Genomic DNA, 23,948 nt, shown 5'->3' with positions numbered 1-23,948 from the left:
GGGCGCAAGGCCCCGGCGGTGGCGCCGTGCGACGAGAGTCGAAAGGCCTACTGACCTTGCACTAGTTCAGGCGTACTAGGCGGACCGATCGGTCGAGGGCGCCGAGAGAAATGCATCACGGCCCCGCACCAGGGCCGTGATGCGCAGGTCGTCGCCGATGGGCTGCAGCGCCTGCCATTGCAGGGCCACACGCTGGTCCAGGCTGTGCAGCGGGCCGAAAGGCGCGATGCCCGCGCCTTGCCCGAGCAGCGCGGGCGCGAGGTACACCAGCAGCTCGTCGACCTGGCCTTCGCGCAGCAGCGAGGCATTGAGCTTGGCGCCCGCTTCGACGTGCACCTCGTTGACTTCGCGGCGCGCCAGGTCGGTGAACACGGCGGCCAGGTCGACCTTGCCGCCGGCGCCGGCAAGCGCCGTGGTTTGTGCGCCGCGGGCCTGCAGGGCGGCCACGCGCTCGGGGGCCGCACCGGCGTGGTAGAGCCAGACGTCGCGCCGGCCCGGCGCGGCGGGCGGCTCGAACAGCCGCGCGTGCGCGGGCGTGTCGAGCCGGCTGTCGATCACCACCAGGTGCGGCTGGCGCACCAGGCCGGGCACACGCGCATCGAGCCGCGGGTCGTCTTCGAGCACGGTGCCCGCGCCCGTGAGCACGGCGCAGGCGCGCGCGCGCCAGTGGTGGCCGTCGTGGCGCGCGGCTTCGCCCGTGATCCATTGGCTCTGGCCATCGGGCAGGGCGGTGATGCCGTCGAGCGAGGCCGCGATCTTCAGGCGCACCCAGGGGCGCTGGCGCAGCATGCGGCTGAAAAAGCCGATGTTGAGGCGGCGCGAGCCCAGGCTCAGCGGGTGCTCGGGTGGCAACAGGTCCACCTGCACGCCCGCCTCGCGCAGGCGGCGCAGGCCGTTGCCCGCGACCTGGGGGTTGGGGTCGGTGGTGGCGACCACCACGCGCGCCACGCCCGCCGCCACGAGCGCGTCGCAGCAGGGCGGTGTGCGGCCGTGGTGCGAACAGGGTTCCAGCGTGACGAACGCGGTGGTCCCGCGCAGGTCGTGGCCGTTGTCGCGCGCCTGGCGCAAGGCCATCACCTCGGCATGGGCCTCGCCCGCGCGCTGGGTGTGGCCTTCGCCGATCACCGTGCCGTCGGCGCGTGCCAGCACGCAGCCCACGCGGGGGTTGGGGTTGCTCAGGGCGAGCGCGCCGTGTGCCAGGTCGAGGGCGCGCTGCAGCAGGGCCTCGTCGTTCATGGCCCGCGCTCAGCGCTTGACTTCATCGACCAGCGCGCGGAACTCGTCGATGTCTTCGAAGCTGCGGTAGACGCTCGCAAAGCGCACATACGCGACCTTGTCGAGCTTCTTGAGTTCGCGCATCACCATCTCGCCGATGCGGTTGGCCGGTACCTCGCGCGCGCCCAGGTTGAGCAGCTTCTCTTCGATGCGTTCGATGGCCGCGTCGACCTGCTCGGTGCTCACGGGGCGCTTGCGCAGCGCCAGCGCGAACGAGGCGCGCAGCTTGCCTGGCACGTAGTCGACGCGGCGGCCGTCCTTCTTCACCACCGCGGGGAAGCTGACCTCGGGCCGTTCGTAGGTGGTGAAGCGCTTGTCGCAGTGCCCGCAACGGCGGCGGCGGCGGATGAAATCCGCCTCTTCGGACACGCGGGTCTCGACGACCTGCGTCTCGAGGTGGCCGCAGAAGGGGCACTTCATCGAGGGTCAGCGGTAGACCGGGAAACGCGCGGTCAGCGCGTTGACCTTGGCGCGCACGGCCTCGATGTTGGCCGGATCGCGCGGGTTGTCGAGCACGTCGGCCACGAGGTTGGCGGTCAGGCGGGCCTCTTCGTCCTTGAAGCCGCGCGTGGTCATGGCCGGCGTGCCGATGCGCACGCCGCTCGTGACCATGGGCTTCTCGGGGTCATTGGGGATCGCGTTCTTGTTGATGGTCATGTGGGCCTGGCCCAGCACGGCCTCGGCCTCTTTGCCGGTGATGCCCTTGGCGCGCAGGTCGACGAGCATCACGTGGCTCTCGGTGCGGCCGCTCACGATGCGCAGGCCGCGCTGCGTGAGCGTCTCGGCCACGATCTGCGCGTTCTTCACCACCTGCTGCTGGTAGGCCTTGAACTCGGGCGCGAGCGCTTCCTTGAAGGCCACGGCCTTGGCCGCGATCACGTGCATGAGCGGGCCGCCCTGCAGGCCCGGGAAGATGGCGCTGTTGATGGCCTTCTCGTGCTCGGCCTTCATGAGGATGATGCCGCCGCGCGGGCCGCGCAGGCTCTTGTGGGTGGTGGAGGTCACCACGTCGGCGTGCGGCACGGGGTTGGGGTACACACCGGCGGCGATCAGGCCCGCGTAGTGCGCCATGTCGACCATGAAGATCGCGCCCACGTCCTTGGCGACCTTGGCGAAACGCGCGAAGTCGATGCGCAGGCTGTAGGCCGAGGCGCCGGCCACGATGAGCTTGGGCTTGGCCTCGTGGGCCTTGCGCTCCATGGCGTCGTAGTCGATCTCTTCCTTGTCGTTGAGGCCGTAGGACACCACGTTGAACCACTTGCCCGACATGTTCAGCGGCATGCCGTGCGTGAGGTGGCCGCCTTCGGCCAGGCTCATGCCCATGATGGTGTCGCCGGGCTTGAGGAAGGCCAGGAACACGGCCTCGTTGGCGGAGGCGCCGCAGTGGGCCTGCACGTTGGCGGCGTCGGCGCCGAAGAGCTGCTTCACGCGGTCGATCGCGAGTTGCTCGGCCACGTCCACGTGTTCACAACCGCCGTAGTAGCGCTTGCCCGGGTAGCCTTCGGCGTACTTGTTGGTGAGCTGGGTGCCTTGCGCGGCCATGACGGCCGGGCTCGCGTAGTTCTCGCTCGCGATGAGCTCGATGTGGTGTTCCTGGCGCGCGTTTTCGGCCTGGATGGCGGCAAACAGCTCGGGGTCGGTCTGTTCGATGAGGATGCGGCGGTCGTACATGGCAGTCCTGTGAGAGTGGAACCTTGCGCGGTGACAAGGGCTGCCCAGGCGAACGGCGGAACGCCCGGCCTTGCGGCGCGGGCAGCACGCTTCCCAGTGGTTGTCCCGGAGGGGGTGGCCGTTGGCCGTTCCGGGGGTCCACGTCAGCCGCCGACCCGCTCGCGCGGGTGGTGGCCTATCGCCAGTCGCGTACCGGCGCGTAGTTTAGCCGAGCACCGATGCCCGCCAGGGGCATCAGGACGGCAGGGCCGCGTGCGGCGCAGGGCGCACCTCGGCCTCGACCTCGACCGAGGGGGCCGGGGCGTTGACGGGAATGGCGCGTGCCGGCGGCACGTAGCGCTGCACGGGCTTGCCCATGGCCACGCTCTTGATGCGCAGGTGCTCGGCCATCACGCGGTCGATGTACCAGCCGCCGTCGCTGCTGACCGCGCCCACGTAGAGGCGCAGGCCGCCTTCCACCGAGCCGGCGCGCTTGACGGCGTCTTCGAGCACCTTGGCGCCCACGCGCAGGTTGGACAGTGGGTCGAAGGCCGCGAGCTCGCCGCCGAAGTCTTCGTATTTGTCGGTGTGCACCCGCGTGAGCACCTGCATCAGGCCCTGAGCGCCCACGGGGCTCTGCGCGAAGGGATTGAAGCGCGACTCGATGGCCATCACGGCCAGCAGCAGCGTCGGGTCGATGCGCGCGCGCTCGCCGATGTTGTAGGCCTCGGTCACGAGCGCCGCGAGCGGCTCGGGGGCCACGCGGTACTTGCGGCTGAGCCACTGGGTCACCTTGGCCTGCTGCTCGGTCAGGTCGCGCAGGCTGGTGGCGGTGACGCGCTCGATCGCGGTCGGTTCGACATCGACGTCGCGCTCGACCACCTGCTGCGCCTCCTGGCGCTGCAGCAGCCAGCTCAGCAGCCGCTCCTCGGCGCTGGCGCGCAGGTCGGCGCGCATGCCGAACACGAGCAGCGTGACCGCGGCGACCGTGCCGAGCAGGGCCAGGCCGTTCTGGGTGGTGTGCAGGAAACCCTGGTACACGTCGGACGCGGCGTGTTTCAGGGACGTTGCCAGGGCACTGGGCGTGCTCTTCTGCGGCGTCTGCGAGTTGGTCCTCATGGATCGCTCCTTGCTGGTCGGGCAGCGGCGCACAGGCACCGCCGACCGGTCGTTGGGGTCGCCATCGAACGCTTCATGGGGCAAAGCGTCGAGTTAGCCCTTGCGGGCAGCGTTGGGGGTTTACCCTCGCGTGGGCAAAAGTCGGCGGATGGTAGGGAGCGGTTAATAACAAGTCAATGTTTTAAACCTCGATCAAAAGAACAATTTGTCATTTGCGATTGCCGGCCTGCGTGCGTTTCGTCATCTTTCCGCTCGCGGGCCCAATGGCGACGCGGGCTTGCGCCACATGACGCCGTGATGACCGCTTGTCGGTTTGTGCCTGCCTTTCGGTTCGCGAAACGCGCATCCACCGCAACAAAATGGGCGAAACCGGCGCGATTGAAAAGTTCCATGACGGATCGACGATCGTGGCTTGAACCGCGGCCCGGGCCGGCGTAGTCTTCGCCTGCCGGGCTTGAAGTCCGGCATCTGCCGACAGCGCGGCGAACCGCAAGTCGGCCCCCATCGGGAGCAATCTCTTGCTTCCAGGCTGGCGGGACCCATACCCTCCCACCGCCAAAACCGACGGCAAGTGCCTTGTTGCCCGCCGTCCGCCCCGGCAGGTGCCCCCTGCCGGGGTTTCTGTTTCTGGGGCCGTCATGCCGGGCGGTGACGGCTTGCGCGACACTGCGCGCCATGGCCGCCGACCTGTCCTTGAATCCCGCTTCCCGTTCTGCCGCCCGCCGTTGGGCCCGCCGCCTGGCCTGGGCGCTCGCCTCGCTGCTGTTGTTGTGGGGGCTGCTCTGGCTGGCGTTGCCGCCGCTGTTGAAGTGGCAGCTCGAGAAGCAGGGCAGTGCGCTGCTGGGGCGCACGCTCACCCTCGATCGGGTCGACCTGCGGCCCTGGTCGCTGAGCCTGGCGCTCGAGGGCTTGCGGGTGGCGCGCGCCGCGGGCGATCCGGCCGATGTGGGCCCGCAGTTCGAGTTCAAGCGCCTGTTCGTCGATCTGGAGCTGCAGTCGCTGCTGCGCCTCGCGCCGGTGGTGGATGCACTGCGGCTCGAAGCGCCCCGCCTGCACCTGCGGCACCTGGGCGAGGGGCGGCTCGATGTGGACGACGTGATTCAGCGCCTGCGCGGGCCCGAGCGGCCCGGCGACGCCCAGCCCGAGCCCCTGCCGCGCTTCGCGGTGTTCAACATCGAGCTGGTCGATGGCGCGCTCGACTGGGTCGACACCCCGGTCGGCGTGACCCACCAGCTCGAAGGCCTGCACCTCGCGGTGCCGTTCCTGAGCAACCTCGGCTCGCGCCGCAACGTGGTGACCGAGCCGCGGCTGGCCTTCACGCTCAACGGCAGCGCCTTCGACAGCCGCGCCAGCACCACGCCCTTTGCCGACGACCACCGCACGCGCGTGCGGCTGCAGGTGCCCGGGCTCGACGTGCAGCCTTACCTCGCTTACTGGCCGCGTTCGCTGCCGGTGCAACCCACCGCCGCGCGGCTGAGCCTGGACCTCACCCTGGACTTCGAGTCGCACGCCGAACCAAGCCTGGTGCTCGCCGGGCAGATCGGCCTGTCGGACGTGCGCTGGGCCGAGGGCGGCCAGCCCGTGCTGGGCTGGCAGCGGCTCGACCTGGACCTGCGCCGCGCCGAGCCGCTGCGCCAACGCGTGGAGATCGCCCGCATCGCCTGGCAGGGGCCCTCGCTCGACGTGTCGCGCGATGCGCAGGGGCGCATCAACCTGCTGCGCCTGGCCGAGGCCGGTCAGCGCGGGGCGCCGCGGCCGGCCGCGGCGCCGGCGTCCGGCGCGCCCGCCGGCGCCCGGCCGGCCTGGCAGGTGGTGGTCGACGCGTTCAGCGTCGATGGCGCAACCGTGCGCTGGCGCGACGCGGCCGTGAAGCCCGCGGCCGACCTGGCGCTGACCGATCTGCGCCTGAAGGCCACGGGCCTGGCCTGGCCGGTGCAGCAGGCGGCCCCCGTCGAACTGCACGCCCGGCTCGGCGACACCCCGCTGAGCCTGCGCGGCAGCGCCACCGACCGCGCGGCCCAGGCCCGCCTGACGTTGGGCGAGCTGCCCCTGTCGGTGGCCAGCCCCTACCTCGTGCAGCAGCTGGTGCCCGCGCTCGACGGCCGCCTGCAGGGCGAGTTCGCGCTCGATTGGCGGGCGGCGTCCGGCGCCGACGCGGGTGCCCTGCGGCTCGACGCCACGCGCCTGCAACTGGCCGACCTGCGCCTGGGCCCGGCGCGCGCGCCGCTCGCGCGCCTGCAGGGCCTCACGGTTGCGGGCGCACAGGTCGACCTGCTTGCACGGCGCGCCGAGGTGGCGCAGATCGCCGTTCAGGCGCCCGATCTCGACGTGCTGCGCCGCGCCGATGGCCGCTGGATGGCCCAGGACTGGCTGCGCGGCGATGCCGCCACGCCCGACGCCCGTTCGGCCGATGCCGCCCGGCCCGCTGCCCCCGCGGCGCCCGCGCCCGACCCCTGGCGCGTGCTGCTCAAGGAGGTCCAGCTGCAGGACGGCCGCCTGCGCTTCAGCGACCAGAGCACGCCGCAGCCGGTGGCGCTCGCGGTGCAGGGCCTGTCGCTGCGCCTGCAGAACCTCGAGCCGATGGCCGTGCGCGCGCCGCCGGCGCCGATCAGCCTGCGCCTGCAGCTCGATCGCGGCGACCGCGGCCGCCGCGCCGCCGAGGGCGGGCGCATCGCCTTCGACGGCCAGTTGCAACTGCCTGGCCAGGGTGTGGGCGCGGGCGCGCGGGGCCGCGCGCAGGTGGAGCGGCTGCCGCTGCACGCCTTCATGCCCTACCTGGCCGACCGTGTGAACTTCGAGCTGCTGCGCGCCGACGCCAGCCTGCGCGGTGACGTGGCCGTGGGTCTGGCGGAGGCGGGCGCCACGGTCGAGCTCGCGCTGGAGGCCGCGCTCGAAGACCTGCGCGCCCAGTCGCTGAACCCCAACGAAGAACTGCTCGCCTGGAAGAGCCTGCAGGTGCGCGGCCTGCGCGTGCGCAGCGCGCCAGGTCAGGCCGCCTCGGTGCAGGTCGCCGAAACGGTGCTCAGCGACTACTTCGCGCGCGTGCTGATCGACGAGCAGGGACGCATCAACCTGCAAGGCCTGCTCAAGCCCCCGCCCGAAGCGCCATCGGCCGCCACGCCCCCGGCCGCCGCGCCGGCAGCCCCTGCAACGGCGGCACCCGCGACCGCGACCGCGACCGCCCCCTCGGGCCCCACGCCCGACATCCGCGTCGGCCCGATCAGCCTGGTCAATGGCCGTGTGCGCTTCTCCGACCGCTTCGTGCGGCCCAACTACACCGCCAACCTGAGCGAGGTGACCGGCTCGCTCAGCGCCTTCAGCAACCGCCCGCCCGCGCCCGGTCAGCCGCTGGCGCTGGCCGAGCTGTCGCTCAAAGGCCGCGCCGAGGGCACGGCCACGCTCGACGTGAGCGGCCAGATCAACCCGCTGGCCCAGCCGCTCGCCATGGACGTGCGCGGCCTGGTGCGCGACCTCGAGCTCTCGCCGCTGTCGCCCTACAGCGCCAAGTACGCCGGCTACGGCATCGAGCGCGGCAAGCTCAGCATGGACGTGCGCTACCGCATCCAGCCCGACGGCCAGCTCGATGCGAGCAACCAGGTCGTGCTCAATCAATTGAGCTTCGGTGAACGCGATCCCAACAGCAGCGCCAACCTGCCGGTCAAGCTCGCGGTGGCCCTGCTGGCCGACCGCGACGGCGTGATCGACATCAACCTGCCCATCAGCGGCTCGCTCAACGACCCGCAGTTCCGCCTCGGGCCGGTCATCGTGCGCGTGATCGTGAACCTGATCGGCAAGGCCATCACGGCGCCGTTCTCGCTCATCGCCAACGCCTTCGCCGGCGGCGGTGCCGACGCCAGCCAGATCGACTTCGAGCCCGGCCGCGCCACGCTCGACGACAACGACCGGCGACAGCTCGAGGCCGTGGCCCGGGCCCTGCAGAACCGGCCCGCGCTGCGCCTGACCATCCACGGCCATGCCGAGCTGGCGTCCGAGCGCGAGGGCTGGCAGCGCGCGCGCCTGGACAGCCTGCTGCGCGCCGAGAAGCGGCGCCGCCTGGCGCGCGCCGGCGCCGAGGTGCCGGCGGAGCCCGAGATCGCCCCGGCCGAGCGCGACGAGCTGCTGCGCGAGGTCTACCGCCGCGCCGACATCCCCAAGCCGCGCAACGCCATCGGCCTCGCCAAGGACATCCCGCCCGCGGAAATGGCCGCGCTGCTGGCCGCCTCGCAGGTGCCCGGCGAAGACGCCATGCGCGATCTCGCCGTGGCGCGCGCGGTGGCGGTGAAGGACTTCCTGCTCGGCCTGAAGCTGGGTGAAGACCGGGTGTTCCTGGGCGCACCGCGCCTGGGCCCGGTCAAGGCCTCGGAGGCCACGGAAACCACCACGCGGCCCCAATTGCCCTCGGCGCGCGCCGAGCTGCAGCTCGCGCCACGCTGATCGCTGCACCGGGCGCCGCACCGGGCGCCGCAATACCCGCCTTCACGCCGCCGCACCGCTGCGGCGACAATACGCGTTTTCCCGCGCGCGGCCCCGTCCGCGCGAACCGGTCGCCCCGACCGCCTCTGCCCCTCCACATGTCGCTGTTTTCCCTGCGCCAGAAGCCCGTCACCGAACCCGCCGTGAACACGCCCACCTCCCCCAAGCCCGCCAACGCCCATCCGCTGGACGCCCTCACCGGCGGCGTTTTTTCGGCCGCCACCTCGGGCGATCGCAGCGCGCGCCTGCGCGACTGGCTCGCCCAGGCGCCCACGGCCGAGCAGATGCAGGAGGTGTTCAAGGAGCTGAGCCAGCGCGACCGTGGCGCGGCCAAGCCCCTGAAGGAAAAGCTCGACGAGCTCAAACGCCAGAAGGCGCAGGAGCAGGCCGCCACCGAGTGGAGCGCCAAGGCCGAGGCCCTGCTGGGTGCGTCGCGCCTGAATCTCGCCGATGCCCTGGCCTGGCAGCGCGACGCCGCACGCGCCGGCGCCCCGCTGTCGCGCGAGCCGCTGGCCACGCTGCGCCAGCAACTGGCCGAGCGCATCAAGTCGATCGAAGACCTGCAGCACGCGGTGCAGGTCGAGCGCGAGGCCGCGGTGCTGATCGCGCAGCGCATCGAGGTCCTGTCCACCAAGCCCTGGCGTGAAGCGCAGCAGGCCGCCGACGCGCTGCGCAACGACGTGGCGCAGTGGCAACAGCAGGTCGAGGGCCTCACGCAGGACCCGCAATGGGCCAGCGTCGAGCCCAAGTTCCCGCCCATGCTCGACGCCTCGCGCCAGCAGCTGCAGCTGGTGTGGGAAGCCTTCTCGGCCGCGCTCGCGCAGGCCGTGGCGGCCGATGCCGACGCCCAGGCCCCGCTGCCCGCCGTGCCCGTGTGGGCCGACGAACTGCGCGTGGCGCGCGGTGAACCCGCCGCCGCCGCCGAAGCCGCCGCCGCCGCCGACGGCCAGGCCCAGACCGAGCGCCGCGAGCGCGCCAACGCCGAGCTCGAGGCCGCGGTGGCCGCGCTCGAAGCCGAGGTGGCCCAGGGCCATGGCAAGGCCACGCCCAAGGTCGCCAACGAGGTGCGCCAGCAGCTCAAGAAGCACGGCCGTCTGGTCGCGCCCGCGCTCGACGCGCGCGCGCAGGCCGCGCTGGCCCAGGCCGGCGAACTCGAAGGCTGGCAGCGTTGGCGCGCCGACCAGCTGCGCGAAGAACTCGTGGCCAAGGCCGAGGCGCTCACCAAGGCCCCCGAAGGCCAGCGCCTGGGCGGGCGCAAGCTGCAGGACACCCTGCGCCAGCTGCGCGAGCAGTGGAAAACCACCGACCAGGGCGGCGCGCCCAACCACGCGCTGTGGAAGCGCTTCGACGAGGCCTGCACCGAGGCCCACAAGCTGGTCGAGGTCTGGCTCACGCAGGTGCGCCAGCAGGCCGACGCCACGCGCGCCCAGCGCATGGCCATCATCGACGAACTCAAGGCCTGGACCCAGGCCCACGCCGAGAGCAGCGACTGGAAGGCCCAGCTGCGCGAACTGCACGCCTTTTCCGAGCGCTGGCGCCAGGCCGGCCACCTGAGCGAAAAGGCCTTTGCCGAGATCCAGCCGCAGTGGAAAGACGCGATGCACCAGGCCCATGCGCGCCTGGAGGCCGCACAGGCCGAGAGCACCGCGCGCCGCAAGGCGCTGATCGAAGAGGCCACGGCGCTCGCCGAGGCCCGGCCGCTGCGCATCGACGCGGTCAAGGCCCTGCAGCAGCGCTGGCAGGCCGAAGCGCATGCCGTGCCGCTCGACCGCAAGCAGGAACAGAAGCTCTGGGAGGCCTTCCGCGCCCCCATCGACAGCGCCTTCGAGCGCAAGACCCAGGAGCGCCAGCAGCACGGCCAGGCCCTGAGCGAGCACGACCAGCGCGTGCTCGACGCCGCGCGCGAACTCGAGGCGGCGAGCCAGTCGGGCGACGCCGCGCGCATCCGCGCCGCGATGGCCGCGCTCGAAGCCGCCACGCAGGCCGCGCCGGCTGCCGCCCCGGCCGCAACACCCGCACCGGCGACGCCGGCGGGCGAAGGCGAGGGAGCGGGTGAAGGCGCCGCCGCCCCGGCCCCGCAGGCCGCGCCGCGCAAGCTCGTGGCCATGCGCGGCGACGACCGTCCGGGCCAGAAGCGCGCCGAAGCGGCCCCGGCCGGCCGCGACGCCCGCCGCGACGGCAAGCCCGCGGGCCGTGGCGATGCGCGCGGCCCGCGCGAAGGCAACCGCTTCGGCCGCGACGACCGGGGCTTCGGCGACCGCGGCTTTGGTGGCCGCGACGACCGCGCGCCGCGCGGCCCGCGCCTGGGTGACGCCGCGTTCCGCGCGCAGCGCCAGGCCCTGGACGCCGCCCAGGCGAGCCTCAAACGCCTGGCCGAACAGGCGCATGGCGAGGTGCTCACACAGCTCGTGGACGCCTGGCGCGCGCGCGACGCAGAACAACTGCCCGCGGCCCAGGCCCTGGGCCCGCGCGTGGGTGCCGCGCAGCGCAACGCCTGGGGTGCGGCGCTGGCCAAGCCCGCGGCCGATGCCGGCGACGCGCTGCTGCGCCTGGAGATCGCGGCCGAGGTGCCCACGCCCGCCGAGCAGCTGAGCGAGCGCCGCCTGCTGCAGCTGCAGCTGCTCACGCGCCGCCACGAGGCCGCCCCGGCCGACACCTGGGCGCAGGACGTGGCGCGCGTGTTCGCGGGGGCGCACGACGAGCGCGCCGCGCGCCGCCTGCAGGCGGTGCTCAAGGCGCTGCTCAAGCGCTGATCAGCCCGCTTTCGCCGCGTTGAAGAAGCCGTCGTAGAGCGGCATCAGCGCCGCGAAGTCCTGCGCGAAGCGCTCGCGGTTCACGAAGTAGGCCTCGCAGGTCACGGCGAAGAACTCGGCCGCGTTGCTGGCCGCGTAGGCGTCGAGCCACGGGGGCTCGCCCCCGAAGCGCTCGGCCATGGCCACGGCCTCGCGAAAGCCCGCGTAGGCCTCGCCCATCACGCGCTGCCAGTGCGCGGCCGCGGCGCGGCGGTCGTTCAGGCCCAGGAATCCGTCGGGCAGCACGGGCGCGCCCTGCGGCTCTTCGCCCGGGCTCAGCTCGCGCATGTCCATCTTGTGCACGAACTCGTGGATCACCACGTTGTGGCCGATGGCCGCGCGCTCGCCCGCGCTCGCCACGTCTTCCCAGCTCAGCATCAGCGGGCCGCCGTCCATGGCCTCGCCGGCCAGGGCCTCGGTGTACTGGTGCACCACGCCCACGGGGTCGCGCACCTCGCGCCGCGCGAGCACCGCGCCCGGTTGCACCACGATGCCCACGAAGTCGCCGTACCAGTCGAGCCGGTCGGCGCTCTGGCGCACGGCGCGGCCGTCGGGGCCGTGCATGTGCAGCAGCGGCCGGCAGGCCTGGGCCGCGATCGACAGCGCCATGGCGTCGGTGATTTGCAGGCCGTTGGCGCCGGTGAATTCCTTCTCGGCCAGGAAGTGCGCGCACAGCCCGCGCAGCGTGTTCCGCTCGGGCGCCGACAGCGCCTGCAGGAACGGCAGCTGCTGCAGCGTGTGCGCCCACAGCGCGTCGGGCACCGGGGTGGGGCGGCGCCAGCGCCGCCGCAGCGACGACCACCAGCTCACAGCGCCACCCGCCGCGCGCCCGCGGCCGTCAGGCGCAACACCTCGGCACGCGGCGGGCTGGCCTGCAAGTCCCAGTCGCTGAGCACCAGGCGGCGCAGGCCGTCGCCCAGCGCGTGCTCGGCGGGGCGGTGCGTGTGGCCGTGGATCAGCGTGCCGGCGTTGGCCGCGCGCAGCGCCTGCCGCGCGGCGGCGGCGTCCACGTCGGCCCACAGGCCGGGGTCGTGGCCCAGTTCGCGCTTGCGCGCTTCGCTGCGCGCGCGCAGGTCGGCCGCAATGGTCTCGCGCGCGGCCAGGGGCCGCGCGAGAAAGGCCGTCTGCCAGGCCTCGCCGCGAACCTGCGCGCGGAACGCGAGGTAGTCGGTGTCGGCCAGGCACAGCGCGTCGCCGTGGCTGAGCAGCCAGCGCTGGCCGCCGAAGGCCAGCACCGTGGGGTCGGCCAGGCCGCGCATGCCGCTGGCCGCGAGCGCCTGCGTGCCGAGCAGGAAGTCGCGGTTGCCGGCCATGAAGAAGAGCGCCGCGCGCTTTGAGAAGCGGTGCAGCGCGGCCACGCAGTCGCGCACGAAGGCGCGCTCGGGCGTGTCGGCGTGGTCCAGCACATCGTCGCCCACCCAGACCTCGAACAGGTCGCCGAGGATGAAGAGCGCGTCGGGCGCGGGCGCGGCGTCGAGGTAGGCGAGCCACGCGCGCTGCGTGGCCGGCTCGGACGCTTGCAGGTGCAGGTCGGAGATGAGGTCGACCGTGCGCCAGGTGGACGGCGCAACGAGCTCGTCGGTGCGCTCACCCATGGGTGCGATCAGAGGGCGACGGCCTTCTCGATCACCACGTCGGCCTTGGGCACGTCGTCGTGGAAGCCCTTGCGGCCCGTGGCCACGCCTTCGATCTGCTTGACGATCTCGCTGCCCGAGACCACCTTGCCGAACACCGCATAGCCCCAGCCCTGCGCGCTCGGCGCGGTGTGGTTGAGGAAGCCGTTGTTGGTGACGTTGATGAAGAACTGCGCGGTGGCCGAGTGCGGGTCGTTGGTGCGCGCCATGGCCACGGTGTAGACCTCGTTCTTGAGGCCGTTGTTGGCTTCGTTCTCGATCGGCTTGTCGGTGGGCTTCTGGTTCATGCCCGGCTCGAAGCCCCCGCCCTGGATCATGAAGCCGGGGATCACGCGGTGGAAGATCGTGTTGTTGTAGTGGCCCTTGTTCACGTAGGCCAGGAAGTTGGCGGTGGACTTGGGGGCTTTCACCGCGTCGAGTTCGAGCGTGATCACGCCCATGCCGGCGATGTGCAGTTCCACTTGGGGGTTGGCCATGTTCATTTCTCCAGGCTGGCTTTGTTGATGGTGACGGGGGTGGCGGGCACGTTCTGGTGCATGCCGCGGTTGCCGGTGGGCACGGCGCGGATCTTGTCGACCACGTCCATGCCCGCGACGACCTTGCCGAAGACGGTGTAGCCGTAGCCATCGGGCGAGGGCGCGTTCAGGCCGGCGTTGTCGACGACGTTGATGAAGAACTGCGAGGTGGCCGAGTTCGGGTTCGAGGTGCGGGCCATGGCGATGGTGCCGCGGTCGTTCTTGAGGCCGTTGCCCGCTTCGAGCGGCACCGGCGCGCGCGTGGGCTTTTGCTGCATGTCGGCGGTGAAGCCGCCGCCCTGGATCATGAAGTTGCCGATGACGCGGTGGAACACCGTGCCGTCGTAGTGCTTCTCTTCGACGTACTGCAGGAAGTTCTCGACCGTCTTGGGCGCCTTGGCGGCGTCGAGTTCGACCACGATATCGCCCAGCGAGGTGCTGAGCTTCACGCGCGGCTTGGCGTTGGCGCCTTGCGCGTGCGCGGCGCCCGAGAGGGTGAATGCGGCCAGGAGCGCGAGCAGCGCGCGGCGGGAGAAGGTCATGGGCGAAGTCCTCAGCGGTTGGGGTTGGCGGGCATGTCGAAGATGCCCTGCACGGCCTTGAGCTTGGGTTCGAGCCGGCGGTTCCCGGCGTCGATCTGCTGCGCACGCTGCCAGGCGCGCTGCGCGAGCCGCGCGTACACGTCGCCCAGGTTCTCGTGCGCCACCGCGTACTGCGGGTTGGCGCGGATCGCACCTTCGAGCGCGGTGCGCGCTTCGTCGTAGCGGCCCGCGGCGGCGTGGATCACGGCGAGGTTGTTGTAGGGCTCGGGCAGTTCGGGGAATTCCTGCGTGAGTTGCGCGTAGGTTTCCTGCGCCGCGGCCACGTCGCCCTTCTGGTTCTGCGCCACGCCCACCAGGAAGCGCATCTGCGGGTCGCGCGCGTTGGTCTGCAGGTAGCGCTGTGCGCGTTCGATCGCCTGCTCGTACTGGCCGGCGCGCGTGAGGCGCGACACCTCGTCGTAGGGCGTGACGGTGGGCGTGAAGGTCGATTGCGCGAACGCGTGCGCGCTCGCGGCGAGCAGCCCGATGGCGATCAGACGGGGGAGGGGCAGACAACGGGACATCGGTGCGCCGCGGTCCGGCGGTGACGCTCGGTGGTACATGAAACCTCGTCGGCTGGGGCGGGCCGGCGTTCAGGGGGTGGCCGACCAAAGGCCCGGTCGCGCACGCTTGTGCGCGGTGGGCGTCGATATACTGGCGCGCATTGTATCTGAGGGGTACCGGCTGGCCGGTCGCATCAGACCGTGCCTGCGGGGCGCCGGACCCGTGAGGCGCCGCGCTTGCGGGCGCGGTGGAAGCGGCCGGCACCGCACCCGCCTTGCGCCTTGCGATGACCCTGCACATCCACAACACCCTGACGCGCCGGCTCGAGCCTTTTGCGCCCATCGAGCCCGGCCACGTGCGCATGTACGTCTGCGGCATCACGGTCTACGACCTGTGCCACGTGGGCCATGCGCGCTCCAACATCGCGTTCGACGTGGCGCGCCGCTGGCTCGAAGCGAGCGGCCTGCGCGTGACCTTCGTGCGCAACATCACCGACATCGACGACAAGATCATCCGCCGCGCCCTGCACAACGGCGAGACCGTGCGCGCGCTCACCGACCGCATGATCGCCGCGATGTACCAAGACTTCGACGCGCTCGGCATCGCGCGCCCCACGCACGACCCGCGCGCCACCGACTACGTGCCGCAGATGCTCGACATCGTGCGCACGCTCGAAGGCAAGGGCCTGGCCTACCGCAGCGGCGACGGCGACGTGAACTACGCGGTGCGCCGCTTCGCCGGCTACGGCAAGCTCTCGGGCAAGAGCCTGGACGAGCTGCACGCGGGCGAGCGCGTGGCCGTGGCACAGGGCAAGGAAGACCCGCTCGACTTCGTGCTCTGGAAGGCCGCCAAGCCCGAGGAGCCCGCCGACGCGCAATGGGACTCGCCCTATGGCCGCGGCCGCCCGGGCTGGCACATCGAGTGCTCGGCCATGGCCTGCGCGCTGCTCGGTGAAACCTTCGACATCCACGGCGGCGGCGCCGACCTGCAGTTCCCGCACCACGAGAACGAGATCGCGCAGAGCGAGGGCGCCAACGGCGTGCCGCTGGCGAAGGTGTGGATGCACAACGGCTTCGTCAACGTGGACAACGAGAAGATGTCCAAGAGCCTGGGCAACTTCTTCACCATCCGCGAGGTGCTGCAGAAGTTCGACGCCGAGACGGTGCGCTTCTTCATGCTGCGTGCCCACTACCGCAGCCCGCTCAACCACAGCGACGCCCACCTCGACGACGCGCGCGCCGCGCTCAAGCGGCTCTACACCGCGCTGTCGGCCGTGCCCGCGGCCGAGGTCGCCATCGACTGGGCCGACCCGTTCGCCGCGCGCTTCAAGGCCGCGATGGACGACGACTTCAACACCCCGGTCGCGCTGAGCGTGCTGTTCGAACTCGCGAGCGAGCTCAACCGCGGCAAGGATGCGCAGCACGCGGGCCTGCTGCGCGCGCTCGGCGGCGTGCTGGGGCTGCTGCAGGCCGATCCCGCGGCCTACCTGCAGGGCGGTGGCGCGGGCGCCTCGCTCGACGAAGCGGCCATTGCCGCCCAGATCGCCGCCCGCACCGCCGCCAAGCAGGCGCGCGATTTCGCCGAGGCCGACCGCATCCGCAAGGCCTTGCTCGAACAGGGCATCGTCCTCAAGGACGGCCCCGCGGGCACCACCTGGGAGCGCGCCTGATGGCCACCCACAGCCAGCTGCCCGAGTTCGGCCCCGACGCGCCCGTGTACTGGGGCGAGGCCTGCCGCCACCTGATCAAGCGCGACCGCGTGCTCAAGAAGCTCATTCCGCAGCACCCCGGCGCGTTCCTGCAGTCGCGCGGCGATGCGTTCGTGACGCTCGCGCGCAGCATCGTGGGCCAGCAGATCTCGGTGAAGGCCGCGCAGTCGGTGTGGGACCGCTTCGACGCGCTCACGCGCAAGATGACGCCGGCCCAGGTGCTCAAGCTCAAGGTCGACGACATGCGCGCGGCCGGCCTGTCGGCGCGCAAGGTCGAGTACCTGGTCGACCTCGCGCTGCACTTTGCCGACAAGCGCGTGCGCGTCAACGACTGGCCTTCGATGGACGACGAGGCCATCATTGCCGAGCTCGTGGCCATCCGCGGCATCGGCCGCTGGACGGCCGAGATGTTCCTCATCTTCCACCTCATGCGGCCCAACGTGCTGCCACTCGACGACATCGGCCTGCAGAACGGCATCAGCCGCGCGTACTTCTCGGGCGAGCCCGTGAGCCGCAGCGAGATCCGCGAGGTTGCCGGATCGTGGGCCCCGTATTGCAGCGTGGCCACTTGGTATATTTGGCGGTCGCTCGATCCGCTCCCCGTGAGCTATTGAGTCACCAGAGTAGGAGCCTGACATGGCCAAAAAGAACTTTCTCGATTTCGAGCAGCCCATCGCCGAGCTCGAATCCAAGATCGAGGAACTGCGTTACGTGCAGACCGAATCGGCGGTCGACATCTCCGAAGAGATCGACAAGCTCGCTTCCAAGAGCCTGCAACTCACCAAAGACATCTACAGCAACCTGTCGCCCTGGCAGATCACCAAGATCGCGCGCCACGCCGACCGGCCCTACACGCTCGATTACGTGCGCGAGATCTTCACGCACTTCACCGAGCTGCACGGCGACCGCCATTTCGCCGACGACCTGTCCATCGTGGGCGGGCTCGCGCGCTTCAACGGCCAGCCCTGCATGGTGATCGGCCACCAGAAGGGCCGCGACACCAAGGAACGCGGCCTGCGCAACTTCGGCATGACCAAGCCCGAGGGCTACCGCAAGGCACTGCGCCTCATGAAGCTGGCCGAGAAGTTCAAGCTGCCGGTCTTCACCTTCGTGGACACGCCCGGCGCCTACCCCGGCATCGATGCCGAGGAGCGCGGCCAGTCCGAGGCCATCGGCCGCAACATCTTCGAGATGGCGCAGCTCGAGGTGCCCATCATCTCCACCATCATCGGCGAGGGCGGCTCGGGCGGCGCGCTGGCCATCGCCGTGGCCGACCAGGTGCTGATGCTGCAGTACTCCGTGTACTCGGTGATCAGCCCTGAGGGCTGCGCCTCCATCCTGTGGAAAACCAGCGAGCGCGCGAGCGACGCGGCCGAGGCCCTGGGCATCACCGCCCACCGCCTCAAGGCCCTGGGCCTGGTCGACAAGATCGTCAACGAGCCCGTGGGCGGCGCGCACCGCGACCACAAGCAGATGGCCGCCTTCCTCAAGCGCGCGCTGGGCGATGCGTACCGCCAGGTGGCCGACCTCAAGGTGAAGGAACTGCTGGAGCGCCGCTACGCGCGCATCGACGGTTATGGCCGCTTCACCGACACCAAGGCCGAAGCGCGCGAGAAGCGCTGACGCCGCCGAAGCGGCGTTGCCCGGGGCCCAGGCGCTTGCCGACTGGGCCCTTCGTCATTGGGGGCCTGACGGCGTGCCCGAGGGCCCGGTGGCCGTCGCCTTCAGCGGCGGCGCCGACTCCACCGCCTTGCTGCTCGCGGCCCACGCCTTGTGGCCGGGCCGCGTGATCGCGCTGCACGTGCACCACGGCCTGCAAGCCGCGGCCGACGCCTTCGAGGCGCAGGTGCGCGAGCGCTGTGCGCGCCTGGGTATCGCCTGCCACGTGCGCCGCGTGAACGCGCAGGCGGCCCCAGGCCAGAGCCCCGAAGACGCCGCGCGCGGCGCGCGCTACGCCGCGCTCGCGGCGCTCGCGCGCGAGGCCGGCGCGGCCTGGGTGCTGCTGGCCCAGCACCTCGACGACCAGGCCGAGACCGTGCTGCTCGCGCTCTCGCGCGGCGCGGGCCTGCCGGGCCTGGCCGCCATGCCCGAGGCCTTCGAGCGCGGGGGCGTGCGTTTCGGCCGGCCCTGGCTGGGCGTGCGCGGCCAGGCGCTGCGCAGCGCGCTGATCGAACGCGGCGAGTCTTTTGTCGACGACCCGAGCAACGCCGACCTGCGCTTCACGCGCAACCGCATCCGCCACCGCCTGAGCCCGGCCTGGGCCGAGGCCTTCGAGGGGTACCGCGAGGCGCTCGCGCGCAGCGCCGCGCATGCCGCGCAAGCGCAGCGCCTGCTCGACGAACTCGCCGCGATCGACCTCGCGGCCACCGGCACGCCGCCGCGCATCGCGGCCTTGCAGGCGCTCTCGCGCGAGCGCCAGGCCAACGCCTTGCGCCACTGGCTGCGCCAGGCCCACGGCGTGGCGCCGAGCGCGGCGCAACTGACCGAACTGCTCGACCAGGTACAGGCCTGCAGCACGCGCGGCCACGCGATCCGGCTCAAGGTGGCCGCGGGGGTGGTGTGCCGCGAGGGTGTGCAGTTGGCGTATACCCCCTCGGTATAATCCCGGGGTTTTGCCCGGCTCCGGGCACCCGGCAGCGGTGATCGCTGCGCTTTCCCCTCCCTTCCAATGGCCTTGATCGTTCACAAGTACGGCGGCACCTCCATGGGGTCGACCGAACGCATCCGCAACGTCGCCCGCCGCGTCGCCAAATGGCACAAGGCCGGTCACCAGATGGTGGTGGTGCCCAGCGCCATGAGCGGCGAAACCAACCGCCTGCTGGGCCTGGCCAAAGAACTGGCCCCGGGCAAGCCCGGCAAGGCCTACGGCCGCGAGCTCGACATGCTCGCCGCCACCGGCGAGCAGGCCTCGTCGGCGCTGCTGGCCATCGCGCTGCAGGCCGAAGGCCTGGAGGCCGTGAGCTACGCGGGCTGGCAGGTGCCGATCAAGACCAACGACGCCTACACCAAGGCCCGCATCGAATCGATCGACGACGCGCGCGTGCGTGCCGACCTCGCCGCGGGCAAGGTGGTGATCGTCACCGGCTTCCAGGGCATCGACGAGGGCGGCAACATCACCACGCTGGGCCGTGGCGGCAGCGACACCTCGGCCGTGGCCGTGGCCGCGGCGCTCAAGGCGGCCGAGTGCCTGATCTACACCGACGTCGACGGCGTCTACACCACCGACCCGCGCGTGGTGCCCGAGGCGCGCCGCCTGGCGCGCGTGAGCTTCGAAGAGATGCTCGAGATGGCCAGCATGGGCTCCAAGGTGCTGCAGATCCGCTCGGTGGAATTCGCGGGCAAGTACCGCGTGCCGCTGCGTGTGCTCTCCAGCTTCACGCCCTGGGACATCGACCTGAATGAAGAAGCCGCCTCCGGCACCCTGATCACTTTCGAGGAAGAAGAAGCCATGGAACAAGCCGTCGTTTCCGGCATTGCGTTCAACCGCGACGAGGCCAAGGTCTCGGTGCTCGGCGTGCCCGACAAGCCGGGCATCGCGGCGCAGATCCTGGGCGCCGTGGCCGACGCCAACATCGAAGTCGACGTGATCATCCAGAACCTGAGCAAGGACGGCAAAACCGACTTCAGCTTCACGGTGCACCGCAACGACTACCAGAAGACGCTCGACCTGCTCAAGGCGCAGGTGGTGCCCTCGCTGGGCGCGGCCGATGTGGTGGGCGACAACCGCATCTGCAAGGTCAGCATCGTGGGCATCGGCATGCGCAGCCACGTGGGCGTGGCCAGCCGCATGTTCCGCTGCCTGAGCACCGAGGGCATCAACATCCAGATGATCTCGACCTCGGAGATCAAGACCTCGGTGGTGATCGACGAGAAGTACATGGAGCTGGCCGTGCGCGCGCTGCACCGCGAGTTCGATCTCGACCAGAGCGCCGACAAGATCGAGGCCTGACGATTTTCCCGCGTGTGCTTTGGGGCATAATGCGGGACTTCCGGAGTGATGACCGAGTGGCCGAAGGTGCTCCCCTGCTAAGGGAGTATGGGGTGTAGAGCCTCATCGAGGGTTCGAATCCCTCTCACTCCGCCACAGATCGCAACAAGGGCGCCCCTCGGGGCGCCCTTGTTTTTTGCCGATCGGCTTTCTATCGCGAACCGCCATGCCCCAGAGCCTCTCGCGCACCGCCTTCGCCACCTTGCTGCTCATCGCCTTCATGATGGGGGCGAACCACGTGGCCGCGCGGCTGGCCTTCGACCATGGCGTGACCGTGGCCACCGCGGTCACCGTGCGCAGCGGCATCACCGCGCTCGTGGTCGCCGCCATCGTGCTGTTCGCGCGCGTGCCGCTGCGCTTGCAGGCGCCCCACCGCAAGGCCTTGCCCGCCATCGGCCTGCTGGTGGGCGTGCAGAGCCTGTGCCTGTACGCGGCCGTGGCGCGGCTGCCGGTGGCGCTGGCGCTGCTGGCCTTCAACACCTACCCGTTGTGGACCGCGTTCTGGGCGCGGGTGATCTACGGCCACCGGCCCGCGCCGCACCTGCTCAAGGCCATGCCGCTGATGCTGCTCGGCCTGGCGCTCGCGCTCGACGTGTCGGGCGCGGCCTCGGGCCTGGGCGCGGGCGGGCACTGGGCGCGCATTGGCGTGGGCGTGGCCTTCGCGCTCGCGGCGGCCGCGAGCTTCGGGCTCGCGCTGGTGTTCACGCAGCACGAAACCGCGGGCCTCGACGGCCGCGTGCGCACCGCGAGCACCATGGCCATCGCCTCGGTGATCGCGCTGGTGGCCAGCACCACGCAGGGCGGCCTGCACTTTCCGAACGCCATGGCGGGCTGGTGGGGCCTGGCGGGTCTGACCTTTCTCTACGGCACGGCCTTCACCATCATGTTCACCGTGCTGCCGCGCCTGGGCGTGGTGGGCAATTCGGCCATCATGAACATCGAGCCGATCTTTGCGCTGGTGCTCGCGTGGGTGTTCCTGGGCCAGTCGATCGCGGCCATCCAGGTGGCGGGCGGCCTGATCGTGGTCGCCACGGTGATGTGGCTGGGGCTGCGGCGCGGCTGAGGCCGCGCCCTCACTGGTCGTCGAGCGAGGCGCTCCAGCGATCGCCCCAATCCTTGAGCGTGCGGCGGTCGCGCTTGGTGGGCCGGCCCTGCGTCTGGGCCAGCGCGGGCTCGGGCGCCAGTCGGCGCTGTTCGGCCGCGGCCGCGCGGCGCGCCAGGGATTCGGCGGTTTCTTCGTAGAGCTGCTGCGCCACCGGCGCGGGCCCGCGCACCGCGCTCAGGCCGCGCACCACCACCGTGCGCCATTCGTTGCCCTGGCGGAATTCGAGCGTGTCGCCCACGCGCGGCTCGCGCGAGGCCTTGGCCACCTGGCCGTTGAGGCTCACGCGGCCCTTGTCGATGGCTTCGGCGCTGAGGGCGCGGGTCTTGAAGAAGCGCGCGGCCCAGAGCCATTTGTCCAGGCGCACGCGTTCGGTCGGGGCTTCTCTGTCGGGCACTTTCATGGTTCGGTCGTGAGGGGCAGGCGCACCGTGGCGTCGAGGCCGCGCACGGTGCCGCCTTCGCTGCGGTTGTTCAGTTCGATCTGGCCGCCGAGCGATTGCACGATCTCCCGGCAAATCGCGAGCCCGAGGCCCGAGCCCGAGAGGCTGGGGCCGGCGCCGTGGTCGGTGGCGAAGGGTTGGAACAGGCGCTGGCGCAGGCTTTCGGCAATGCCCGGACCGCTGTCGCTCACGGTGAGCGCGGCGGTGCGCGCGTCGCGGTGCAGGTCCACGTGCAGCGCGCCCCCCTGGGGCGAGTGCTTGATGGCGTTGTGCAGCAGGTTGCGCGTGAGCTCGCGCAGCGCCCATTCGTGCGCCCGCACCGGTGCCTCGCCACCGAGCTCGAGCGCGAAATCGAGGTCGCGCTCGGCGATCAGCGCCGACAGGTCGAGCGCCACGGCGCGCACCACGCCGGCCCATTCGGTCAGGGGCACGTCGCGGTCCTGGCGCAGCTGCTCCACCTTGGCGAGCGCCAGCATCTGGTTGGCGAGGTCGGTTGCGCGGTCCACGGTGTGCGCGATCTCGTCGAGCGCCTGGCGCGGCTCGACGTCGCCGCGGCGCGCCGACTGCAGCTGCGTCTTGAGCACCGCGAGCGGCGTGCGCAGCTGGTGCGAGGTGTCGCGCACGAAGCGCTTCTGATGGTCGAGCAGCTGAGACAGCCGCTGCATGTGCTGGTTGGTGGCGTCGAGCAGCGGCAGCAGCTCGCGCGGCGCGTCCTGCGCGGGCAGCGGCGAGAGGTCGTTCTCGCTGCGCGAGGCCAGCGCGCTGCTGATGTCGCGCACAGGCCGCGTGGCGCGCTGCACCACCACCACCACCACGAGCGCGATCACCGCCAGCAGCGCGGCCTGGCGCCACAGCGTGTCGATCAGGATCTGGCGCGCCAGGGTCTGCCGCAGCTCCAGGGTCTCGGCCACCTGGATGGTGGCCACGCCCTGGCCCTCCACGCCGGCCACGGGCTGCAGCAGCACGGCCATGCGCACCTTCATGCCGCGGTACTGGTCGTCGTAGAAGTTCACCAGCGCGGCGTAGATGTTGTCCTTGGGGATGGTGCGCCGCGGCGTGGGCAGGTCGTCGAAACCCGAGACCATTTCGCCGTGAAATCCGGAGACGCGGTAGAACAGCCGGCTGCGGTTGTCGGCCTCGAAGGCCTCGAGCGCGGAGTAGAGCAGGGTGGCGTGCACCCGCGCGGCATCGCCGCGCCCCGTCACCTGCAACTGCTCGCCAAGCGATTTCGCCGTGGCCAGCAAGGTGCGGTCGTAGGCGGTGTCGGCCGCGGCCAGCGCCTGGCGGTACAGCACCACGGTGTTGAACACCACGTAGGCGAACACCGGCAGCAGGATGCCCAGCAGCAGGGTGCGTCGCAGCGAGAACGGGCGTGGGCTCACGGTGCCTTCAACAGGTAGCCCAGCCCGCGCAGCGTGACCAGTTGCGCGCCGGTGTGCGCGATCTTCTTGCGCAGCCGGTAGGCCACCACCTCGATCGCTTCGGTCTGCACCTCTTTCTCGCCCGGGAACACGAGCTCGAACAGCCGCTCCTTGGCGATCGCGTGGCCCGGTCGCGCGAGCACCGCGCGCAGCAGCGCGAGCTCGCGCGGCGTGAGCTCCAGCGGCGTGCCCTGGTGGTACACGGCGCCGCTCTCGGCGTCCACCGTCATGCCGCACCAGGCGGTCGAGGCGGGCGCGTCGCTGCCCGAAGCCCGGCGCACCAGCGCGCGCACGCGGGCCTCGAGTTCGTCGAGGTCGAAGGGCTTGGCGAGGTAGTCGTCGGCGCCGGTGTTCAGGCCCAGGATGCGGTCGCCCACGGTGCCGCGCGCGGTGAGGATGATGACGGGGGTGCGCAGGCCCGCGGCGCGCGCCTGGGCCAGCACCTCGAGGCCGTCCTGGCCCGGCAGCGAGAGGTCGAGCAGCACCGCGTCGGGCTGACTTTGCCGCCACACGCCCAGCGCGCGCAGGCCGTCGTCGCAGGTGAGTACCTGCAGGCCGCGGCGCTCCAGCGCGCGGCTCAGGGTCACCTGCATGGTGGCGTTGTCTTCGACCAGCAGCAGCTTCATGCGGCGGCCATTATCGGCAGCCGCCTGCACCGCCGCCCGTATCAGGGTTTTCCCCGGGGTGTCCGACAGCCAACTGACAGCCCGCCCGCCGAACATTCGGGCCGCCCCATCCACCCAC

The 23,948-nt window shown here is 71.4% G+C and carries 21 protein-coding genes and 1 tRNA gene; 9 read left to right on the top strand and 13 right to left on the bottom strand.

Annotated elements, in window-relative coordinates:
* Positions 1 to 75 precede the first annotated feature (75 nt).
* The 5 genes from ribD to WDZ95_RS12310 form a co-directional block, all read right to left on the bottom strand.
* Positions 76 to 1,236: a bifunctional diaminohydroxyphosphoribosylaminopyrimidine deaminase/5-amino-6-(5-phosphoribosylamino)uracil reductase RibD gene (gene ribD, locus WDZ95_RS12330; RefSeq protein WP_425778788.1), complete on the bottom strand. Its 1,161-nt coding sequence runs from the start codon at positions 1,234 to 1,236 to the stop codon at positions 76 to 78.
* Between the two features lie 9 nt (positions 1,237 to 1,245).
* Positions 1,246 to 1,695, bottom strand: a complete 450-nt coding sequence (gene nrdR, locus WDZ95_RS12325; protein WP_166225110.1) for a transcriptional regulator NrdR — start codon at positions 1,693 to 1,695, stop codon at positions 1,246 to 1,248.
* Positions 1,696 to 1,701: 6 nt separating this feature from the next.
* Positions 1,702 to 2,946: a serine hydroxymethyltransferase gene (gene glyA, locus WDZ95_RS12320; RefSeq protein WP_425778786.1), complete on the bottom strand. Its 1,245-nt coding sequence runs from the start codon at positions 2,944 to 2,946 to the stop codon at positions 1,702 to 1,704.
* Between the two features lie 234 nt (positions 2,947 to 3,180).
* Positions 3,181 to 4,044 carry a transglycosylase SLT domain-containing protein gene (locus tag WDZ95_RS12315; RefSeq protein ID WP_425778785.1) on the bottom strand — a complete coding sequence of 288 codons (864 nt, stop codon included), beginning with the start codon at positions 4,042 to 4,044 and terminating at the stop codon, positions 3,181 to 3,183.
* A gap of 208 nt (positions 4,045 to 4,252) precedes the next feature.
* On the bottom strand, positions 4,253 to 4,549 hold the full coding sequence (locus tag WDZ95_RS12310; protein WP_425778783.1) for a hypothetical protein: 297 nt from the start codon (positions 4,547 to 4,549) through the stop codon (positions 4,253 to 4,255).
* 170 nt (positions 4,550 to 4,719) lie between these two features.
* Here WDZ95_RS12310 and WDZ95_RS12305 point away from each other — a divergent pair, with 170 nt between their 5' ends.
* Complete coding sequence (locus tag WDZ95_RS12305) at positions 4,720 to 8,478, top strand: DUF748 domain-containing protein (protein ID WP_425778781.1); 3,759 nt, start codon at positions 4,720 to 4,722, stop codon at positions 8,476 to 8,478.
* A 137-nt stretch (positions 8,479 to 8,615) separates the two neighbouring features.
* Positions 8,616 to 11,270 (top strand): DUF349 domain-containing protein, encoded by a 2,655-nt coding sequence (locus WDZ95_RS12300; RefSeq protein WP_425778779.1) that lies wholly within the window; start codon positions 8,616 to 8,618, stop codon positions 11,268 to 11,270.
* Here WDZ95_RS12300 and WDZ95_RS12295 read toward each other — a convergent pair whose 3' ends face one another.
* From WDZ95_RS12295 to WDZ95_RS12275, 5 genes are read right to left on the bottom strand one after another with little or no spacing between them, the layout of a single operon-like run.
* On the bottom strand, positions 11,271 to 12,119 hold the full coding sequence (locus tag WDZ95_RS12295; RefSeq protein ID WP_166225124.1) for a zinc-dependent peptidase: 849 nt from the start codon (positions 12,117 to 12,119) through the stop codon (positions 11,271 to 11,273).
* Positions 12,116 to 12,904, bottom strand: coding sequence for a UDP-2,3-diacylglucosamine diphosphatase (locus WDZ95_RS12290; protein WP_166225127.1), 789 nt, complete (start codon positions 12,902 to 12,904; stop codon positions 12,116 to 12,118). The genes WDZ95_RS12295 and WDZ95_RS12290 overlap by 4 nt, the downstream gene beginning before the upstream one ends.
* A gap of 8 nt (positions 12,905 to 12,912) precedes the next feature.
* Entirely contained in the window at positions 12,913 to 13,419 is a 507-nt protein-coding gene (locus tag WDZ95_RS12285) for a peptidylprolyl isomerase (protein ID WP_166225130.1), read from the bottom strand.
* A gap of 2 nt (positions 13,420 to 13,421) precedes the next feature.
* The gene (locus WDZ95_RS12280) at positions 13,422 to 14,000 is read right to left on the bottom strand and encodes a peptidylprolyl isomerase (protein ID WP_166225133.1); all 579 of its coding nucleotides are present in this window, start codon (positions 13,998 to 14,000) and stop codon (positions 13,422 to 13,424) included.
* Between the two features lie 11 nt (positions 14,001 to 14,011).
* Positions 14,012 to 14,563, bottom strand: coding sequence for a tetratricopeptide repeat protein (locus tag WDZ95_RS12275; RefSeq protein ID WP_425778776.1), 552 nt, complete (start codon positions 14,561 to 14,563; stop codon positions 14,012 to 14,014).
* A gap of 266 nt (positions 14,564 to 14,829) precedes the next feature.
* Between WDZ95_RS12275 and cysS the strand changes: the two genes are divergently transcribed.
* The 7 genes from cysS to WDZ95_RS12240 all read left to right on the top strand — a co-directional run bounded on the left by cysS (position 14,830) and on the right by WDZ95_RS12240 (position 21,302).
* Entirely contained in the window at positions 14,830 to 16,212 is a 1,383-nt protein-coding gene (gene cysS, locus WDZ95_RS12270) for a cysteine--tRNA ligase (RefSeq protein ID WP_425778774.1), read from the top strand.
* Entirely contained in the window at positions 16,212 to 16,865 is a 654-nt protein-coding gene (locus tag WDZ95_RS12265; RefSeq protein ID WP_425778772.1) for a DNA-3-methyladenine glycosylase family protein, read from the top strand. The genes cysS and WDZ95_RS12265 overlap by 1 nt, the downstream gene beginning before the upstream one ends.
* A gap of 22 nt (positions 16,866 to 16,887) precedes the next feature.
* Positions 16,888 to 17,874, top strand: a complete 987-nt coding sequence (locus WDZ95_RS12260) for an acetyl-CoA carboxylase carboxyltransferase subunit alpha (protein WP_425778770.1) — start codon at positions 16,888 to 16,890, stop codon at positions 17,872 to 17,874.
* Positions 17,828 to 18,853: a tRNA lysidine(34) synthetase TilS gene (tilS, locus tag WDZ95_RS12255; protein WP_425778768.1), complete on the top strand. Its 1,026-nt coding sequence runs from the start codon at positions 17,828 to 17,830 to the stop codon at positions 18,851 to 18,853. Before WDZ95_RS12260 ends, tilS begins: the two co-directional genes overlap by 47 nt.
* A 66-nt stretch (positions 18,854 to 18,919) precedes the next feature.
* Positions 18,920 to 20,200 carry an aspartate kinase gene (locus WDZ95_RS12250; RefSeq protein WP_425778766.1) on the top strand — a complete coding sequence of 427 codons (1,281 nt, stop codon included), beginning with the start codon at positions 18,920 to 18,922 and terminating at the stop codon, positions 20,198 to 20,200.
* Between the two features lie 42 nt (positions 20,201 to 20,242).
* Positions 20,243 to 20,335: transfer RNA gene (locus tag WDZ95_RS12245), tRNA-Ser, on the top strand.
* A gap of 70 nt (positions 20,336 to 20,405) precedes the next feature.
* On the top strand, positions 20,406 to 21,302 hold the full coding sequence (locus WDZ95_RS12240) for a DMT family transporter (protein ID WP_425778764.1): 897 nt from the start codon (positions 20,406 to 20,408) through the stop codon (positions 21,300 to 21,302).
* A 10-nt stretch (positions 21,303 to 21,312) separates the two neighbouring features.
* Here WDZ95_RS12240 and WDZ95_RS12235 read toward each other — a convergent pair whose 3' ends face one another.
* The 3 genes from WDZ95_RS12235 to WDZ95_RS12225 are packed head-to-tail and all read right to left on the bottom strand — an operon-like array spanning position 21,313 to position 23,830.
* Positions 21,313 to 21,744: an RNA-binding S4 domain-containing protein gene (locus WDZ95_RS12235; RefSeq protein WP_425778762.1), complete on the bottom strand. Its 432-nt coding sequence runs from the start codon at positions 21,742 to 21,744 to the stop codon at positions 21,313 to 21,315.
* Complete coding sequence (locus WDZ95_RS12230; protein WP_425778760.1) at positions 21,741 to 23,165, bottom strand: sensor histidine kinase; 1,425 nt, start codon at positions 23,163 to 23,165, stop codon at positions 21,741 to 21,743. The genes WDZ95_RS12235 and WDZ95_RS12230 overlap by 4 nt, the downstream gene beginning before the upstream one ends.
* Positions 23,162 to 23,830, bottom strand: a complete 669-nt coding sequence (locus WDZ95_RS12225; protein WP_425778758.1) for a response regulator transcription factor — start codon at positions 23,828 to 23,830, stop codon at positions 23,162 to 23,164. Before WDZ95_RS12225 ends, WDZ95_RS12230 begins: the two co-directional genes overlap by 4 nt.
* Positions 23,831 to 23,948: the final 118 nt, after the last annotated feature.

The sequence above is a fragment of the Hydrogenophaga sp. T2 genome (assembly GCF_049843535.1).
In the GTDB taxonomy this organism is placed as follows: Bacteria; Pseudomonadota; Gammaproteobacteria; order Burkholderiales; family Burkholderiaceae_C; genus Hydrogenophaga; species Hydrogenophaga crocea.
This window is presented reverse-complemented; position numbering and strand designations above follow the sequence as displayed.